This is a genomic window from Bradyrhizobium sp. BRP23 (genome assembly GCF_020194135.1).
In the GTDB taxonomy this organism is placed as follows: domain Bacteria; phylum Pseudomonadota; class Alphaproteobacteria; order Rhizobiales; family Xanthobacteraceae; genus Bradyrhizobium; species Bradyrhizobium yuanmingense.
In genome coordinates this window covers 52520-69356 of sequence record NZ_JADYVW010000004.1, presented here as the reverse complement: position 1 = coordinate 69356, position 16837 = coordinate 52520, and the positions used below count along the sequence as shown (strand labels likewise).

Genomic DNA, 16837 nt, shown 5'->3' with positions numbered 1-16837 from the left:
ATTGTTGAACACAGGTTTCCCACACAATGAATTCGCGCTCCAAGTCCGCCTTGAACAAATCTGCCTTGAACAAGTCCGCTCTCAAGAAGTCCGCTCCCGGCAAGCCCGCTCTCCGCAAGCCAAGCACCAAAAAATCCGCCCCCAAGGCAAGGCCCTCCAAAGCTGCACCCTCCAAAGCTGCGAGCAAGACCGGCAAGCTTCCGGAGTGGAACCTGGCCGACCTCTATTCCGGGATCGAGGCGCCGGAGGTGGCGCGCGACCTCGAGAGAATGGATGCCGACTGCGTCGCCTTCGAGACGGACTACAGGGGCAAGCTGGCGACAGGGACAGCAAACGAAGATGGCGGAAAGTGGCTCGCCGAGGCGGTGCGACGCTATGAGGCGATCGACGATCTCGCCGGCCGTCTCGGCTCCTATGCCGGGCTCGTCCATGCCGGCGACAGTGTGGACCCTGCGATTTCAAAGTTTTACGGCGACGTGTCCGAGCGGCTGACGGCGGCGTCCACGCATCTGTTGTTCTTCGCGCTCGAGCTCAATCGGATCGATGACGATATTTTGAATCGCGCGATGCAGGCCGCCGAGCTCGCGCACTACGGTCCCTGGATCGAGGATCTGCGCAAGGAGAAGCCGTACCAGCTCGACGACAAGCTGGAGCAGCTTTTCCTGGAGAAGGCGCAGACCGGCTATTCAGCCTTCAACCGGCTGTTCGATCAGACCATCTCCAGCCTCCGCTTCAAGGTCGGCGCCAAGGAGCTCGCGATCGAGCCGACGCTGAATCTGCTGCAGGATCGCGACGGCGCCAAGCGCAAGAGCGCGGCGGAGGCACTGGCGAAGACCTTCAAGGCCAATGAGCGCACCTTTGCGCTGATCACCAACACGTTGGCCAAGGACAAGGACATCTCCGACCGCTGGCGCGGCTTCAAGGACGTGGCCGATTCCCGCCATCTGAACAATCGTGTCGAGCGCGAGGTCGTCGATGCGCTGGTCGCCTCGGTGCGCGCAGCCTATCCGAAACTGTCGCATCGCTATTATGCGCTGAAAGCGAAATGGTTCGGCAAGAAGCGGCTGGCCTATTGGGACCGCAACGCGCCGCTGCCTTTCGCGGCGACCGATGTCATCGCCTGGCCGGAGGCGCGCAGCATGGTGCTGACGGCCTATCGCGGCTTCTCGCCCAAAATGGCCGATATCGCCGAGCGCTTCTTCACCGACCGCTGGATCGACGCGCCGGTCCGGCCGGGCAAGGTGCCCGGGGCGTTCTCGCATCCGACCACGCCGTCAGCGCACCCTTACGTTCTCATGAACTACCAGGGCAAGCCGCGCGACGTGATGACGCTCGCGCATGAGCTCGGCCATGGCGTCCATCAGGTGCTCGCGGCAAAGAACGGCGCGCTGATGGCGCCGACGCCGCTGACCCTGGCGGAGACCGCGAGCGTGTTCGGCGAAATGCTCACCTTCAAGCGGCTGCTGGCCCAGACCAAGAGCGCGAAGCAGCGCCAGGCGCTGCTCGCCGGCAAGGTCGAGGACATGATCAACACCGTGGTGCGGCAGATCGCGTTCTATTCCTTCGAGCGTGCGGTCCACACCGAGCGCAAGAACGGCGAGCTCACCGCGACGCGGCTCGGCGAGATCTGGCTGTCGGTGCAGGGCGAGAGCCTTGGACCGGCGATCGAGATCAAGGCGGGCTACGAGAACTACTGGATGTACATCCCGCACTTCATCCATTCGCCGTTCTATGTCTACGCCTACGCGTTCGGCGACTGTCTCGTGAACTCGCTCTATGCCGTCTACGAGAACGCGGCCGAGGGTTTCGCCGAGCGCTATCTCGACATGCTCGCCGCCGGCGGCACCAAGCACTATTCCGAGCTGCTGCGGCCATTCGGGTTAGATGCGAAGGACCCAAAGTTCTGGGACGGCGGGCTCAGCGTCATCGCCGGAATGATCGACGAGCTGGAGGCGATGGGCTGACGCATTCGCCATCCGTAAAACATCCGTTGAACCGACTCGTTGGTTGTGTTATACAAGTGTATAACGCGCCGGAGGTCAGCCATGAAAATTGAGATCAAGAAGATCGGCAATTCGGATGGTTTGCTGTTGCCACGCGAGCTGATGCAGCGCCTCGATCTCAAGCGCGGCCAGCAATTGCATGTGGTGGAATTGCCTGGTGGTGGTTTTCAGCTGCTGCCCTACGACCCCGATTTCGAGCGGACGATGGAGATCGCCGACGAGATCATGGATAAGTATCGCGACACGCTCGCTGCGCTCGCAAAATAGCTGGCGATGCGCATGAGCGATCCTCAGGAGCCGCTCTGGGTCACTTACGAGCAGGCTGTCGCAATTCATGGTCGACAGCTCCGGCGCTTCGGCGGTGCGCCGGGATTGCGCGACGAAGGCATGCTGCGCTCGGCGCTGGAGCGCCCGATCAACAAATGGCGCTCGGAACAGGCGCCGTTGGACGAACTCGCTGCAGCCTATGCATTCGGCCTCGCGAAAAATCATGCATTCGTCGATGGAAACAAGCGCATCGCCTTCATGGCCATGATGGCTTTTCTTCGCAAGAACGGCGTAGCTTTCAGCCCCGATCCCGCGGAAGCGACAACGATCATCCTCTCCCTCGCCGCCGGCGAAGTCAGTGAGGAGAGTCTGACGCGATGGATCCGGGACAATTGGAATTCCAAATGACCCGATTTGCGGGAAAACCCCGCCTCGGTGCCGTTGCCCTGTCTAAATCTTTCAGGTATCCCAGCCCGAGAATTCGACGTTCGATTGGGGACATTCCATGGCTGACCATAGCGAAGTGGCGTACACCATCGCCGACGGCAACGACTACGTTGCCCACGAGCAGACCTATGAGGGCTTCATCAAGCTGGTGAAGTACGGCACGGTCTCGGTCGCGCTCATCGTGATCCTGATGGCGGTCTTTCTGACCTGATCCATCGTCGGCTGCATCCGCCAACGCCGGCGGCTGCTCATTAAATTTGCATACAAGCCGGTTTCAAAACCGGTATCCAAACGTTGCGGGAGTAACGCTAAGTTCGCGTGCGCGTTTTTGTCCGCGTCGCCGGAGGGCCTATGAAGATCGCCGTTGCCAAAGAAATAGATCCGTCGGAGCCGCGGGTCGCCGCTTCGCCTGATACGGTGAAGAAGTTCAAGGCGTTGGGCGCCGAGATCGCCGTCGAGCCGGGTGCCGGCATCAAATCGGGCCTGCCGGATTCCGAATTCACCGCGGTCGGCGCCACCGTCAGCGCTGACGCGCTCAAGGACGCCGACATCATCATCAAGGTGAAGCGCCCTGAGGCATCCGAGCTGGCGCAGTACAAGCGCGGCGCCCTCGTCATCGCCATCATGGACCCCTACGGCAACGATGCCGCGCTGAAGACGATGGCCGATGCCGGCATCGCCGCCTTCGCGATGGAATTGATGCCGCGCATCACCCGAGCGCAGGTGATGGACGTGCTGTCCTCGCAGGCCAACCTCGCCGGCTACCGCGCCGTGATCGAGGGCGCCGAAGCCTTCGGCCGCGCCTTTCCGATGATGATGACCGCAGCCGGCACCGTGCCTGCCGCAAAGGTGTTCGTGATGGGCGTCGGCGTCGCCGGCCTCCAGGCGATCGCGACCGCGCGCCGTCTCGGCGCCGTCGTGACCGCGACCGACGTGCGGCCTGCCACCAAGGAGCAGGTGGAATCCCTCGGCGCGAAATTCCTCGCCGTCGAGGACGAGGAGTTCAAGAACGCGCAGACCGCCGGCGGCTACGCCAAGGAAATGTCGAAAGAATACCAGGCCAAGCAGGCCGCGCTCACCGCCGAGCACATCAAGAAGCAGGACATCGTCATCACCACCGCGCTGATTCCGGGCCGCCCGGCGCCGAAGCTCGTCAGTGCCGACATGGTCAAGTCGATGAAGCCCGGCTCGGTGCTGGTCGATCTCGCCGTCGAACGCGGCGGCAATGTCGAGGGCGCCAAGGCCGGCGAAGTCGTCGACCTCGATGGCATCAAGATCGTCGGCTACACCAACGTTGCGGGTCGCGTTGCGGCCTCGGCCTCCAGCCTCTACGCGCGCAATCTGTTCTCCTTCATCGAGACCATGGTCGACAAGAAAGAGAAGAAGCTCGCCGTCAACTGGGACGACGAACTCGTCAAGGCTACCGCGCTGACGAAGGACGGCGCCGTGATCCACCCGAACTTCCAGCCGAAAGCTTAAGGAGAGATTGCCATGGAGCACGCTGCACAGGTCGTCGACCCCTTCATCTTCCGGCTGTCGATCTTCGTCCTCGCCGTCTTCGTCGGCTATTTCGTGGTGTGGTCGGTGACGCCGGCGCTGCACACGCCGCTGATGAGCGTGACCAACGCGATCTCCTCGGTGATCGTGGTCGGCGCGCTGCTCGCGGTCGGCGTCGGCATGGTTTCGAGCGGCTCGGGCTGGGCGCGCGGCTTCGGCTTCGTCGCGCTCGTCTTCGCCTGCGTGAACATTTTCGGCGGCTTCCTTGTCACCCAGCGCATGCTGGCGATGTACAAGAAGAAGTCGAAGTAAGCGGCCACCTCGGGCTGAAGGGATCAATGGGGACCTGAGATGAGCGCCAATCTCTCTGCATTCTTGTATCTCGTGGCGGGGGTGCTGTTCATCCTGTCGCTGCGCGGGCTGTCGAGCCCGGCAACCTCGCGCCAGGGCAATCTGTTCGGCATGATCGGCATGGCGATCGCGGTCGCCACCACGCTGGCGAGCCATCCGCCGGCGGATGGCGTGGCCTGGGTCCTCGTGATCCTCGCGGTCGCGATCGGCGGCGGCATCGGCGCGGTGATCGCCCGCCGCGTGCCGATGACCTCGATGCCGGAACTGGTCGCCGCCTTCCACTCGCTGGTCGGCATGGCCGCGGTGCTGGTCGCTGCCGGCGCGTTCTACGCGCCTGAGGCCTTCGACATCGGCAAGCCTGGCGCCATTCATGCATCAAGTCTGGTCGAAATGTCGCTCGGTGTCGCCATCGGCGCGCTGACCTTCACCGGCTCGGTGATCGCCTTCCTGAAGCTGTCCGCGCGCATGAGCGGCGCGCCGATCATCCTGCCGTTCCGCCACATCATCAACATCGCGCTGGCCGTCGCGCTGGTGTTCTTCATCGTCCGTCTCGTCCTCACCGGCGGCGCGTTCGACTTCTGGATGATCACCATCATCGCGCTGGCGCTCGGCGTGCTCATGATCATCCCGATCGGCGGCGCCGACATGCCGGTCGTGATCTCGATGCTGAACTCCTATTCGGGTTGGGCGGCCGCCGGCATCGGCTTCACGCTCGGCAATTCCGCGCTGATCATCACCGGCGCGCTGGTCGGTTCCTCGGGCGCGATCCTGTCCTACATCATGTGCCACGCGATGAACCGGTCCTTCATCTCGGTCATCCTCGGCGGCTTCGGCGGTGAGACCGCGGCGGCCGGCGGCGCCACGGGCGAGCAGAAGCCCGCCAAGCTCGGCTCGGCGGACGATGCGGCCTTCATCATGAAGAACGCCTCCAAGGTCATCATCGTGCCCGGCTACGGCATGGCGGTGGCGCAGGCCCAGCACGCGCTGCGCGAGATGGCGGACATGCTCAAGAAGGAAGGCGTCGAGGTGAAATACGCCATTCACCCGGTCGCCGGCCGCATGCCCGGCCACATGAACGTGCTGCTGGCCGAAGCCAACGTGCCCTATGACGAGGTGTTCGAGCTCGAGGACATCAACTCCGAATTCGCGCAGGCCGACATTGCCTTCGTGATCGGCGCCAACGACGTCACCAACCCGGCGGCCGAAGAGGACAAGACTTCGCCGATCTACGGCATGCCGGTGCTCCAGGTCTGGAAGGCCGGCACGGTGATGTTCATCAAGCGCTCGCTGGCGTCGGGCTATGCCGGTATCGACAATCCGCTGTTCTACCGCGACAACACCATGATGCTGCTCGGCGACGCCAAGAAGGTCACCGAGAACATCGTCAAGGCGATGTGACGGGGGGAGGGACCGTGGCCATCAATTAGGAATGGCACCAGTCCGATCGCATGCCGCCCAAGGCGTGCGCGAGCAGCGCGTCGCCTGGCACGCTGCCCACAAGGCGGCGTGCAGCTGCCGCGACGTTCCGGCGAGCCTGCGACCGACGTCATGAAATTGCTGCGGAGCCGTCGCAAGCCCTAGTCTCAAGCGAGGGAGCGGCCGCGCAATGATGAGCATTGTCAAGTGGATCGCCATCGTGCTCCTGACCGTCTATTGCGCCGGTCTCCTCGTGCTGTACGTCCGCCAGCGCGAGATGCTGTTTCCGATCCCGCCCGCCGGCCGCACCGCACCCGATGCTGCGGGCCTTCCCGAGGCGCAAGAGCATGTCCTGACCACGTCTGATGGCGAGCAGGTCATCGTCTGGCACGTGCCGGCCAAGCCCGGTCGTTCCGTGATCCTCTACTTCCACGGCAATGGCGATTTTCTCGCCGGCCGCGTCGGCCGTTTCAAGGCGATGACTGCCGACGGCACCGGCCTCGTTGCGCTGTCCTATCGCGGCTATGGCGGCTCGAGCGGGATGCCGAGCGAGCAGGGCCTGCTGCGCGACGCTGCAGCCGCCTACGCGTTCACCACCGCGCGCTATGCGGCGGAACGAATCGTCGCCTGGGGCTTTTCGCTCGGGACGGGCGTCGCGGTCGCGCTCGCCTCGGAGCATCGCGTTGGAAAACTCATCCTGGAGGCGCCCTATACGTCGACGGCCGACATTGCGGGGTCATCGTTCTGGTTCGTTCCGGTCCGCCTTCTGATGCGCGACCCGTTCCATTCGGACCAGCGCATGTCGCGCGTCACGGTGCCGCTGCTCGTCATGCATGGCACCAATGACCTTGTCATTTCGATCGTCTTCGGAGAGCGTCTGTTCGCGCTCGCCCGCGAGCCCAAGCGGTTCGTTCGCATCGAGGGCGGCGGGCACGACGATCTCGATCAATATGGCGCGATCGAAACGGCGAGAGGCTTCATTGGCGGCTGACGGCTTGGCTCAACGTTACATCCCCGCGCTCGCCGTCTCCTGCTTGACGCTTCTGCCGCAGAATGCGCTTGCCGCGACCGGCCTCGATGGTGCGGCGATGCGCTGGCCCTATGCGCTGCCCTTTGCCGGCTTGTTGCTGTCGATTGCAATGGGGCCGCTGCTGTTGCCGAAGATCTGGCATCACCACTACGGCAAGATCACCGCCGCCTGGTCGCTGCTGGCGCTCGCCGCGCTCGTCGTCTTTGCCGGCGGCGCGGCGACCTTGGCGGCGCTGGTCCATGCCATGCTCGCCGAATATCTCGGCTTCATCGTGCTGCTGTTCGCTCTCTATGTCGTGGCCGGCGGCATCCTCATCACCGGCGACATCAAGGGCACGCCGGCGGCGAATGTCGGCATCCTCGCGCTCGGCACGCTGGGGGCGAGCATCGTCGGCACCACGGGTGCCGCGATGATCCTGATCCGCCCCTTGATCCGCGCCAACCGGCAGCGGCGCCACAACACCCATGTCGTCATCTTCTTCATCATCCTGGTGGCCAACGTCGGCGGCGCGCTGAGCCCGCTCGGCGATCCCCCGCTGTTCGTCGGCTTCCTGCATGGCGTTGACTTCTTCTGGACCACGCGGACCATCTGGTTGCAGACAGCACTCGTCGCCGTCCTGCTGCTCGCGATCTTCGCCGTCGTCGACGTCTGGCGCTTTCGCAGTGAGCCGCCGCCCGCCGACACAGGCCGGGGAGAGCCGTTGCGCATCCGCGGCCTCGTCAATCTGGTGCTGATCGCAGCCATCGTCGCCAGCCTTCTCGCTTCGGCGATGTGGAGGCCCGACATTGCCTTCGACATTTTCGGTACCAAGCTGGAGCTGGAGGACGTCGCGCGCAACCTGGCGCTGCTGGCCATCGCGGCGCTGTCGGTGTGGCTGACGCCCGACGAGCACAGGCAGGCCAACGGCTTCACCTGGGAGCCGATCCGCGAGGTCGCAAAACTGTTCGCGGGCATCTTCGTCGCCATCATCCCGGTCATTGCCATGCTCAATGCCGGCCATCACGGCGCGTTCGCCTGGCTGCTGTCGGCGGTGACGGCGCCGGATGGCGCGCCGCGCGAGGTCGTTTATTTCTGGTTCACCGGCCTGATGTCCGCGTTCCTCGACAATGCGCCGACCTATCTGCTGTTCTTCGAGCTCGCCGGCGGCAATCCGCAGGTGCTGATGCATCAGCTCTCGGGCACGCTCGCCTCGATCTCCATGGGAGCGGTCTACATGGGAGCGCTCACCTATATCGGCAACGCGCCGAACTTCATGGTGAGCAGCATCGCCCGCGAGAACGGCGTCGCGATGCCGAGCTTCTTCGGTTATCTCCTGCGCGCCGGCGCCGTGCTGATCCCGCTGTTCCTGTTGCTGACGTTCCTGCCGGTCGCACCGATCCTGCACTGGCATTGAATCCGCCGGCCGATTTGCTATTGCTCGCTTTGTAGTTGGAGCCGATGGATGAGCGCGCATGATCCGATGCCCCGGTCGGCCTGGGTCTTTCCGGCGCTGGCCCTGCTGTTGTTCGCAGCCGTCAGCGCCACGGATTACGTCTTCACGCTGTCGTTTGGCGGTCTTCTCTTCACCGTCGTCCTTCTGGTCATCCTGTTCGGCACGGTGTTCGCGGCGGTTCATCATGCCGAGGTGATCGCGGAGCGGGTCGGCGAACCCTACGGCACGCTGGTGCTGACGCTCTCGGTGACCATCATCGAGGTCGCGCTGATCACCACGATCATGCTGGGCGACAAGCCTGCCCCGGCACTGGCGCGCGACACCGTGTTCGCCGTGGTCATGATCGTCTGCAACGGCCTCGTCGGGCTCTGCATCTTCATCGGCGGCCTGCGCTATCGCGAGCAGGGTTTTCAGCTCTCCGGCGCCAACGTCTATCTCAGCGTCCTGTTCGCGCTCGCGACCATCACGCTGATCCTGCCGAACTACACCACCACCACGCCGGGGCCTGTCTATTCGGCGGTCCAGCTCGGCTTCGTCGACGTGGTCACGCTGGCGCTCTATGCGGTGTTTCTCTACACCCAGACGGTCCTGCACAAGGATTACTTCGTCCACGAGCGGGCGTACGCCGGCAGCGGCGAGGTGCATCTGTCGGGCAGGATGCTGGTGCTCAGCGTCGTGCTGCTGCTGATCGCGCTGCTGGCGGTCGTGCTGCTCTCCAAGAAATTCTCGCTGGTGGTCGACGCCGTCGCGGCCAAGATCGGCGCGCCGCCGGCCTTTGCCGGGCTTCTGGTCGCGCTTCTAATCCTGATGCCGGAAGGCGTCGCGGCCGTCTCGGCGGCCCGCCAGAACGACCTCCAGAAGAGCATCAACCTCGCTCTGGGATCGTCGCTGGCGACCATCGGCCTGACCATTCCTGCCGTCGGGGTCGCCACTTACGCGCTCGACAAGGAGCTCGAGCTCGGCCTCGGCGCCCAGGGCAGCGTGCTCCTGCTGCTGACCTTCTTCCTGAGCATGCTGACCTTCGGCACGGGCAGGACCAATGTCCTGTTCGGCCTGGTGCATATGGTGGTATTTGCCGTCTACGTGTTCATGGTTTTCGTACCCTAGAAGGAGCTCCCAGTGCTTGCCGCCAAGTCCGAGGTTCAGGTCGACAACGAAGAGGTCCGGGTGACCGAATGGCGGCTTGCCCCCGGCAGCGCCACCGGCCATCACACCCATGGCATGGACTATGTGATCGTTCCGGTCGCCGCCGGCGAGATGACCATCGTCGCGCCCAATGGCGAAAGGTCCAAGGCGCAGCTTGCCGCCGGGAAATCCTATTTCCGCAAGGCCGGTGTCCAGCATGACGTACTTAACGAAACCTCAACTGAGATCGTGTTCCTTGAAATTGAGCTGAAACGCTAGGGTCGCGCCCCTGTTTGCCATCGATCCGTCGCAGTTGATCCCTCACAATGCCCTAAAGTTCCCGCATCAGGTCGCGCGGGGAGTGTGGTCGGAATGCTGAAATACCTCGCAAAAATTTCGATGGATATTTTCCCCTCGGTGCTCGCGACGATCATCGGGGCCTACATCGTCAATCATTACATCAACGCCAAGCCGGCCGCCGACACCCCAGCCGCCGTGACCGCGCCTGCCCAGACCGGCAGCGACGGCAAACCCACCGATACCGCCAACCTTCCCGCCTCCGGCGTCAAGGCCAAGGGCATCCCCGAGAAGAGCGTGACGGACAAGGCGGCGGTCGAGAAGCCGGTCGATCATCCGCCGGCCGCCGAGACCAAGGCCGCAGACGTGGCTCCCGCTGACACCGGTCCGCGCGGACGTCCCTCTGCCCGCGACAAGGCCGCGGCGAAATCCGCACCGGCGGCTTCTGCTCCCGTGGTTGAGGCCAATTCGGCCCCGACGGCGGCTTCCGCGGCTCCCGACGCCAACGATCTGGCGCGTGCTGCGATCGAGCGCCTGCGCAAGTCGCCCGAGGGCAAGGCTGCTGAGGCCAGGTCGTCGGAAACCAAGCCTGCCGAGGCTCGCGCGTCGGAGACCAAGCCGGCTGAGCCTGCGGTGCGGGACGCCGCCCGCACGCCGGAGGCTCCGCGTGTCGTGAATGTGGAGCCGTCTCCAGTCCGTCCGCTGCCGCCGCCGATCAATGTCTCGACGCCCTCACCCGAGGCCTATGGCAATGGGGGCTCCAATCCGCCCTACACGGCCTCGATCGGCAACGATGATCCGAATCGGGTGACGCCGCCGGCCGACATTCCCGTGCCGGTCATCGCACCGCCGCTCGACCTGCGTGCCGATGCGGGCGCCGCCCTGCCGCGGCCGAAGAAGACCAATGTCGCCGACGAGATGCTGTCGGGCATGAAGTCGATGTTCAACGCCGTTCTGCCCAAGAGCGCCACGCCCGACTAGAACTCCGCTCAGCCTCCGCCAAACCGTCAGCCGCCGACGCGGGCGAGACCGCTGCGAGCGGGTTCGTCGCGTGGACGAAGCGCAACCGCCTTGGTGTAGGACGCCGCCGCCTTGGCTTTGTCGCCCAAGCGCTCATAGACCTGACCGCGCGCGGTCCAGACCTGGGCATTGTTCGGATCGGCCTCGGAGGCTTCGTCGAGATCGGCTGCGGCCTCCTTGACCTTGCCGAGCGCGAGATAGCTGTTGGCGCGGCCCAGCAGCGGCTCGGCCTTTTGCGGGTTGAGTCCGCTGGCGGCGCTGAAATCGGCGATCGCGAAGTCGTGCTGGTTGTTGCCCTGGTAGATCAGGGCGCGGCCATAGAGCGCCTGCGCATTGTAGGGATCGAGGCCGATCGCGCGATTGAACTCGTCGAGCGCTGCCGCGGCCTCGCCTGACTTCGCCAGAGACTGAGCCTTCGCGGTATGGGCCTGGGCTTCGGTGACGTTGCCGGCGCTCACCGCGCTCTCGGCCGGCGCGGCGGCCTTGGGGGCCTCCTGCGGCTTGTCCTTCTCCGGCATCAGTGATCCCAGATCGAACGAGCAGCCGCCCAGCACGATCCCCGTCAGGGCCGCCGCGAGCGGCGGCTGCCAGATCCGGCGCCGTCGCGGAAGGCCGCGCTGGGAGAAAGGGGAGGCCATCTACGGTTGGCTCGCGCTAGAGCTTGATCCGACAAGTCCTCAAAACAATAACGCGGGCCCGGGGCCCGCGTCATCGAAAACTAAAGTCTTGCTGAATCGGCTCAGCGCGGTCCGCGCGGACCTGCACCGGGGCCGCCACGACCGCCGCGATCACCGCCCGGGCCGGCGCCGAACACCGGCTTCGGCTTCATCGGCAGCAGGCCTTCCCGCTGCAGCTTCTTGCGGGCCAGCTTGCGCGCGCGGCGCACGGCCTCGGCCTTTTCGCGGGCCTTCTTCTCGGAGGGCTTCTCGTAATGACCGCGGAGCTTCATCTCGCGGAAAATTCCCTCGCGCTGCATCTTCTTCTTCAGCGCCTTGAGGGCTTGATCAACATTGTTATCGCGAACGAGAACCTGCACGCGGCATCCTCTTCAGGTGGATCGGATTTGAATTCTGGTAAGTCAAAGGGGATGGCGAAACGCGCAAGCCCTTAACCTTGAGCGCGCGGATGTATCAGACAAAACCGCAGATGTCCACCGGCCAAGCGGATTTTCGGGCCAAGTTCGGCCATTAAATGCGGCGAAAATACCTCCATGCGGCCCCGATTTGGGCGATTTGGCGCCGAGGACGGGGCCGCACCGGAGCTTTGTTCCGGAATCTTTGCAATGAGGGACTACAATGGACATCAAAAAATATGCTGCCGAAGCCATCGGCACCTTCTGGCTGACATTCGCGGGCTGCGGAAGCGCGGTGATCGCCGCCGGCTTCCCGCAGGTCGGGATCGGGCTGGTCGGCGTGTCCCTGGCTTTCGGATTGAGCGTCGTCACCATGGCCTACGCGATCGGCCACATCTCCGGGTGCCATCTGAATCCGGCCGTCACGGTCGGTCTCGCCGCCGGCGGCCGCTTTCCGGCCGGCCAGATCCTGCCTTATGTGATCGCCCAGGTGGCGGGCGCGATTGTCGCCGCATCGCTGCTCTATGTCATTGCGAGTGGGGCGCCCGGCTTCGACGTCAGCAAGGGCTTCGCCTCCAACGGCTATGGCGCGCATTCGCCCGGTCAGTACAGCATGATGGCCGGCTTCCTCACCGAGGTGGTGATGACCATGATGTTCCTGTTCATCATCATGGGGGCGACCCATGGGCGCGCGCCGGCGGGTTTCGCTCCGCTGGCGATCGGGCTCGCGCTGGTGATGATCCACCTCGTCAGCATTCCCGTCACCAACACCTCGGTGAACCCGGCGCGCAGCACCGGCCCGGCGTTGTTCGTCGGCGGCTGGGCGCTGTCGCAGCTGTGGCTGTTCTGGGTCGCGCCGCTGATCGGCGGCGCGCTCGGCGGGGTGATCTATCGCTGGCTCAGCGAGGAGCCCAGCGGCGTCGTTGCGGGCGTGAAGACGGCGTAGTCACAATCACCCGGCGGGATTGCAGCTCTTGCTGCGATCCCGTCACTTGTCCCGGGGCGGCCTGACTTCTGTCACGTGGCCCATCTTGCGGCCGGGGCGCGGCGCGCCCTTGCCGTAGATGTGCACGGTCGCGCCCGGCACGCTCAGCCACTTTTCGTAATCGTTGATCTCGTCGCCGATCAGGTTGGTCATGGTGACGACCTCGCCGTGGCGCACCGGCTTGCCGAGCGGCCAGCCGGCGATGGCGCGGATGTGCTGCTCGAACTGTGAGACGGAGGCGCCGTCGAGCGTCCAGTGCCCGGAATTGTGCACGCGCGGCGCGATCTCGTTGACCAGCACCTTCGGTCCGGTGCCGCCTGCCAGCACGAACATCTCGACCGCGAGCACGCCGACATAGTCGAGCGCGCTTGCGATTTTGCTCGCGATGCTGCGCGCCTCCTCGGCGAGCGCGTCAGGAATCGGCGCGGGCGCACGCGATATCTTCAGGATGTGGTCGCGGTGCTCGTTCTCGGTGACGTCGAAGCACTCGACCTCGCCCGTGGCCGCGCGCGCGGCGATCACGGAGATCTCGCGCTCGTAGGGCACGAAGGCCTCCAGGATCGCCGATTTGGTGGCGAGGCTGGTCCACACCTTCGCGATGTCGTCGCCCTCGCGGATGATGGCCTGGCCCTTGCCGTCATAGCCGAAGCGGCGGGTTTTCAGCACCGCTGGAAGGCCGATCCTGGCGATCGCCTCGCGCAGCGAGGAGACGGAGGTGACGTCGGCGTAGGCGGCAGTGCCGATCCCGAGCTTCGTCACGAAATCCTTCTCGGCGAGCCGGTCCTGGGTCGTCTCGAGGATCTTGCGGTTGGGCAGCACCGGGCGGCGCGCGTCCAATACCAGCGCGGCTGCCGCCGGCACGTTCTCGAATTCGTAGGTGATGACGTCGACATCATGCGCGAACAATTCGAGCGCCTCGACGTCGGCATATTCGGCGCAGGTCGCGTTCAGCACGACGTCGAAGGCCGGTGAATCCGGATCGGGCGAGAACACCTGGCAGCGCAGGCCGAGTCGCGCCGCGGCCATGGCAAGCATCCGGCCCAATTGTCCGCCGCCGAGGATTCCGATGGTGTCACCGGGCTTCAGCTTCACGTGCCTGGTGTCCGTCACGCCTTGTCCTCCGGCCGCTCGGCGACCGCCTCGGTCTGGGCCTTGCGCCAGGCGGCGAGGCGATCCGACAGGGCGGGGTCGGACAATGCCAGCACGGCGGCTGCCAGCAGCGCGGCATTGATCGCGCCGGCCTTGCCGATGGCGAGGGTGCCGACCGGAATGCCCGCGGGCATCTGGACGATCGAATAGAGCGAATCGACGCCCCTGAGCGTCTTGGATTCGACGGGAACACCAAACACCGGGAGTTCCGTCAGCGCCGCCGCCATGCCGGGCAGATGGGCCGCGCCACCGGCGCCGGCGATGATAATCTTGTAGCCTGCGGCCTTGGCACCCTTGGCGAATGCGAACAGCCGGTCGGGCGTGCGGTGGGCCGAGACGATGCGGCTGTCGGCAGCAATGCCGAGCGCGTCAAGCGTGTCGGCGGCGTGCCGCATCGTGTCCCAGTCCGACTGGCTTCCCATGATGATGGCGATCGGCGCGGTCATGACGTCAATTGTGCCCAGAAAAACAGAGAGATAGGCCAGATTAATGATTCCGGCCGGCGGCTCGCAAGGCGGTGGCAAGGAGAAGGGAATCCACTATCCTGTCTTGGTGAATCCCCGCAAGCCTTCATTGAGCACGATGCCCATGAAGAAACCGAAAAGGGCGAGCCCTGCGAAGGCCAGAAAGGGCCGGAACATGAGCGCCGCCCGATCCAAAGCCGTTTCGAGCCGCGCGGCCAAACCGGCCTTGCGCAGAGCGCCGGCTGCCGATGACGGCAAGGCGATCATCCGCGGCCTCAGGAGCAAGCTCAAGGCGGCCCTGCTGCGGATCTCGGAGCTCGAGGCGGCCGCCGATACCGATTTCCTGCTCGGGATTCCCAACCGGCGCGGTTTCGAGCGCGAGCTCGCGCGCGCCATCGCCTATATGAAGCGCTACCGCGCCAGCGGGGCGCTGATCGTGCTCGACGTCGATCGGCTGAAGCCGATCAACGATTCCTTCGGTCATGCCGCCGGCGATGAGGTGCTCAAGGCGATTGTCGCCACGCTGACGCGACAGATCCGCGCCTCCGACGTGGTCGGCCGGCTCGGGGGCGACGAGTTCGCGCTGCTGCTCTGGAATCTCAGCGAGACCGATGCGAAGGTCAAGGCTGCGGCCTTGGAGCAGGCGATCGACGAATTGTCATTCGTTTTTCGCGGCCAGCACGTGGCCGCGGGCGCCTCGGCCGGCGTCGCGCTGCTCGGTCCGCAATCCGCTGCAGGCCGCGCCCTGGAGGATGCGGATGCCGCCATGTATGTGCGCAAGGCGAGCCGCCGGCACGAGCCGCGGATCAGGCTGGTCGGCGGCGAGCGCTAGTCTAGAGGGTGGCAAGATCTTCCGGCACGTTGCCGAACTTGCGCAGCAGCGTCGCGTCGCCGAATTCGCCGGTCATGGGATCGCCGCTGCGGCTGAACGCGATCGCGCCGATATGGCCGGCGCCGCGCGCCAGCATCTCTGCGCGTCGCAGCGCCGCCGTCGAGGACTGACACTCCTCTGCAGCGCCTGCGACGGGTGATCCGTCGTCATCGATCAAGAAGGGCATTGCAACGTAATAGGTCACATCCGACATGGCGTTGCTCCAAGGTTGAAGATTATGCGGCGCTGCTCTTGCTCCGCATCTTGCTGCGCGAGATCTCCGGAATGCAGCCGGCTGAAATCGCCGCCTGCAATTCCTCCAGCTCGGCTTCCAGATATTCGTTGGCCATGATCAGCGCCTTGATGGTGCTGCGCAGATTGCCGTCGCACATCGCGATCGCCTGATCGCAGGCCTGTTCGTAATGGCTGTTGTCGAAAAGGGCGGTTGCCGACATCTGCGTTGTCCTCGTGTGTTGTCCTTGAGCGTTCTCTGAGGTGTTGGGGCGCCCGCGAATGTTCCTATTTTGTTCTTATTGAGTCAAGCGGATTCGGAAGCGGCGGGGCGCCGCGCAAGACCGGCTCACGGTCAGGCGATGATGTCGGGGGTGATCTGGTCTTCGATGAACGCGATGCGGTCGCGCAACAACAGCTTGCGCTTCTTCAGGCGCTGTAACCGCAACAGGTCGGGGGCGGGCGATTGATGCAATGCATCGATCGCCGCATCGAGATCTCGGTGTTCCTGCTGCAACCGGGTGAGCTCGGCTTCGAGCTCACGCTCATCTTCATTGGTCATGTCTGCGGTGGCCGAAAACCGATAGGCGTGAGATCCGGGCTGTGGATGCCCTGTGGAAATTATCGTCCTTGCGCCGCGTGATCGCAAGCGATCTGCGATCCCTCGTCCCCGATCTCCAGCAACATATTTCTGCAGGGAGCTGCGGCGGTGCGTCGGCGTATTGATATCATGGATTTTTCCGGCGTGGTTCCCTTAGTCACGCTTCGTTACATATGAACTTTCAAAAATGACGCTGCAACGACGGATACCCATCGACAGGACGAATCGGTGATGTAGACTTGGTTGTCCGGATCGAATCCTAAAGGTTCAACCCTACCGAGGAGGTTTCGAATGACAATTCAGGCACATCTCGTTGAATTGGAACGGAAGCACAAACTTCTCGAAAACGAATTGCACGAAGCTCTCGTGCACCTTTCAACAGACGACCTGCAAATTGTTGAGTTGAAGCGCCGGAAGTTGATGGTCAAGGACCAGATCGAGCGTCTGAAGCAATCTGGCGACACGCTCCACTAGTAACCCCCGTGACAGTGTAGAGTTGATCACGTCCTTCACGCAGGGATGAGAGCATCCGTGCTCATCCCTGCTGCAAGGTGTGTACCGTGCAACACGGTTGTGCGG

At 64.3% G+C, this 16837-nt stretch carries 22 protein-coding genes; 15 read left to right on the top strand and 7 right to left on the bottom strand.

Annotated features, from left to right (window positions below; all coding sequences use genetic code 11):
• The first annotated feature begins 26 nt into the window (after positions 1 to 26).
• From I6F24_RS11825 to I6F24_RS11770, 12 genes are all read left to right on the top strand, one after another.
• Positions 27 to 1964: a M3 family oligoendopeptidase gene (locus I6F24_RS11825; protein ID WP_225139252.1), complete on the top strand. Its 1938-nt coding sequence runs from the start codon at positions 27 to 29 to the stop codon at positions 1962 to 1964.
• Positions 1965 to 2045: 81 nt separating this feature from the next.
• On the top strand, positions 2046 to 2270 hold the full coding sequence (locus I6F24_RS11820; RefSeq protein ID WP_035998672.1) for an AbrB family transcriptional regulator: 225 nt from the start codon (positions 2046 to 2048) through the stop codon (positions 2268 to 2270).
• Positions 2271 to 2282: 12 nt separating this feature from the next.
• Complete coding sequence (locus I6F24_RS11815; RefSeq protein ID WP_074447732.1) at positions 2283 to 2678, top strand: type II toxin-antitoxin system death-on-curing family toxin; 396 nt, start codon at positions 2283 to 2285, stop codon at positions 2676 to 2678.
• Between the two features lie 97 nt (positions 2679 to 2775).
• On the top strand, positions 2776 to 2928 hold the full coding sequence (locus tag I6F24_RS11810; protein WP_036021940.1) for an aa3-type cytochrome c oxidase subunit IV: 153 nt from the start codon (positions 2776 to 2778) through the stop codon (positions 2926 to 2928).
• Between the two features lie 140 nt (positions 2929 to 3068).
• Positions 3069 to 4196, top strand: a complete 1128-nt coding sequence (locus I6F24_RS11805) for a Re/Si-specific NAD(P)(+) transhydrogenase subunit alpha (protein ID WP_036021943.1) — start codon at positions 3069 to 3071, stop codon at positions 4194 to 4196.
• Between the two features lie 12 nt (positions 4197 to 4208).
• The gene (locus I6F24_RS11800) at positions 4209 to 4526 is read left to right on the top strand and encodes a proton-translocating transhydrogenase family protein (protein WP_035998681.1); all 318 of its coding nucleotides are present in this window, start codon (positions 4209 to 4211) and stop codon (positions 4524 to 4526) included.
• A 39-nt stretch (positions 4527 to 4565) separates the two neighbouring features.
• Positions 4566 to 5963, top strand: coding sequence for an NAD(P)(+) transhydrogenase (Re/Si-specific) subunit beta (locus tag I6F24_RS11795; RefSeq protein ID WP_035998685.1), 1398 nt, complete (start codon positions 4566 to 4568; stop codon positions 5961 to 5963).
• A gap of 211 nt (positions 5964 to 6174) precedes the next feature.
• Positions 6175 to 6972, top strand: a complete 798-nt coding sequence (locus I6F24_RS11790) for an alpha/beta hydrolase (RefSeq protein WP_035998702.1) — start codon at positions 6175 to 6177, stop codon at positions 6970 to 6972.
• 4 nt (positions 6973 to 6976) lie between these two features.
• A complete protein-coding gene (locus I6F24_RS11785) occupies positions 6977 to 8404 on the top strand; it encodes a sodium:proton antiporter (protein WP_225146460.1) in 1428 nt (475 codons plus the stop codon).
• A 48-nt stretch (positions 8405 to 8452) separates the two neighbouring features.
• Positions 8453 to 9550: an ionic transporter y4hA gene (locus I6F24_RS11780; protein WP_035998688.1), complete on the top strand. Its 1098-nt coding sequence runs from the start codon at positions 8453 to 8455 to the stop codon at positions 9548 to 9550.
• A 12-nt stretch (positions 9551 to 9562) separates the two neighbouring features.
• Positions 9563 to 9847, top strand: coding sequence for a cupin domain-containing protein (locus I6F24_RS11775; protein ID WP_036021948.1), 285 nt, complete (start codon positions 9563 to 9565; stop codon positions 9845 to 9847).
• 93 nt (positions 9848 to 9940) lie between these two features.
• Positions 9941 to 10846 carry a hypothetical protein gene (locus tag I6F24_RS11770; RefSeq protein WP_036021950.1) on the top strand — a complete coding sequence of 302 codons (906 nt, stop codon included), beginning with the start codon at positions 9941 to 9943 and terminating at the stop codon, positions 10844 to 10846.
• Between the two features lie 26 nt (positions 10847 to 10872).
• On the opposite strand, the gene I6F24_RS11765 is transcribed toward I6F24_RS11770, so the two are convergent.
• Together I6F24_RS11765 and rpsU are read right to left on the bottom strand one after the other, a co-directional pair.
• On the bottom strand, positions 10873 to 11523 hold the full coding sequence (locus I6F24_RS11765) for a tetratricopeptide repeat protein (protein WP_074447704.1): 651 nt from the start codon (positions 11521 to 11523) through the stop codon (positions 10873 to 10875).
• A gap of 101 nt (positions 11524 to 11624) precedes the next feature.
• Positions 11625 to 11921, bottom strand: coding sequence for a 30S ribosomal protein S21 (gene rpsU, locus I6F24_RS11760; RefSeq protein WP_008546194.1), 297 nt, complete (start codon positions 11919 to 11921; stop codon positions 11625 to 11627).
• Positions 11922 to 12180: 259 nt separating this feature from the next.
• Here rpsU and aqpZ point away from each other — a divergent pair, with 259 nt between their 5' ends.
• Positions 12181 to 12903, top strand: a complete 723-nt coding sequence (gene aqpZ, locus I6F24_RS11755) for an aquaporin Z (RefSeq protein ID WP_035998714.1) — start codon at positions 12181 to 12183, stop codon at positions 12901 to 12903.
• 42 nt (positions 12904 to 12945) lie between these two features.
• On the opposite strand, the gene I6F24_RS11750 is transcribed toward aqpZ, so the two are convergent.
• A complete protein-coding gene (locus tag I6F24_RS11750; RefSeq protein WP_036021959.1) occupies positions 12946 to 14052 on the bottom strand; it encodes a 5-(carboxyamino)imidazole ribonucleotide synthase in 1107 nt (368 codons plus the stop codon).
• Positions 14049 to 14537 (bottom strand): 5-(carboxyamino)imidazole ribonucleotide mutase, encoded by a 489-nt coding sequence (gene purE, locus I6F24_RS11745; RefSeq protein ID WP_036021962.1) that lies wholly within the window; start codon positions 14535 to 14537, stop codon positions 14049 to 14051. Before purE ends, I6F24_RS11750 begins: the two co-directional genes overlap by 4 nt.
• Before the next feature lie 142 nt (positions 14538 to 14679).
• Here purE and I6F24_RS11740 point away from each other — a divergent pair, with 142 nt between their 5' ends.
• Positions 14680 to 15387, top strand: coding sequence for a GGDEF domain-containing protein (locus I6F24_RS11740; protein WP_050995844.1), 708 nt, complete (start codon positions 14680 to 14682; stop codon positions 15385 to 15387).
• A gap of 1 nt (position 15388) precedes the next feature.
• Here the strand turns inward: I6F24_RS11740 and I6F24_RS11735 are convergent, their stop codons facing one another.
• From I6F24_RS11735 to I6F24_RS11725, 3 genes are all read right to left on the bottom strand, one after another.
• Positions 15389 to 15640 carry a hypothetical protein gene (locus I6F24_RS11735; RefSeq protein WP_036021965.1) on the bottom strand — a complete coding sequence of 84 codons (252 nt, stop codon included), beginning with the start codon at positions 15638 to 15640 and terminating at the stop codon, positions 15389 to 15391.
• Between the two features lie 22 nt (positions 15641 to 15662).
• A complete protein-coding gene (locus I6F24_RS11730; RefSeq protein ID WP_035998725.1) occupies positions 15663 to 15881 on the bottom strand; it encodes a hypothetical protein in 219 nt (72 codons plus the stop codon).
• A 131-nt stretch (positions 15882 to 16012) separates the two neighbouring features.
• Entirely contained in the window at positions 16013 to 16219 is a 207-nt protein-coding gene (locus I6F24_RS11725) for a DUF465 domain-containing protein (RefSeq protein WP_008546179.1), read from the bottom strand.
• Between the two features lie 330 nt (positions 16220 to 16549).
• Here I6F24_RS11725 and I6F24_RS11720 point away from each other — a divergent pair, with 330 nt between their 5' ends.
• On the top strand, positions 16550 to 16732 hold the full coding sequence (locus tag I6F24_RS11720) for a DUF465 domain-containing protein (RefSeq protein ID WP_008546178.1): 183 nt from the start codon (positions 16550 to 16552) through the stop codon (positions 16730 to 16732).
• The last annotated feature ends 105 nt before the right edge of the window (positions 16733 to 16837 follow it).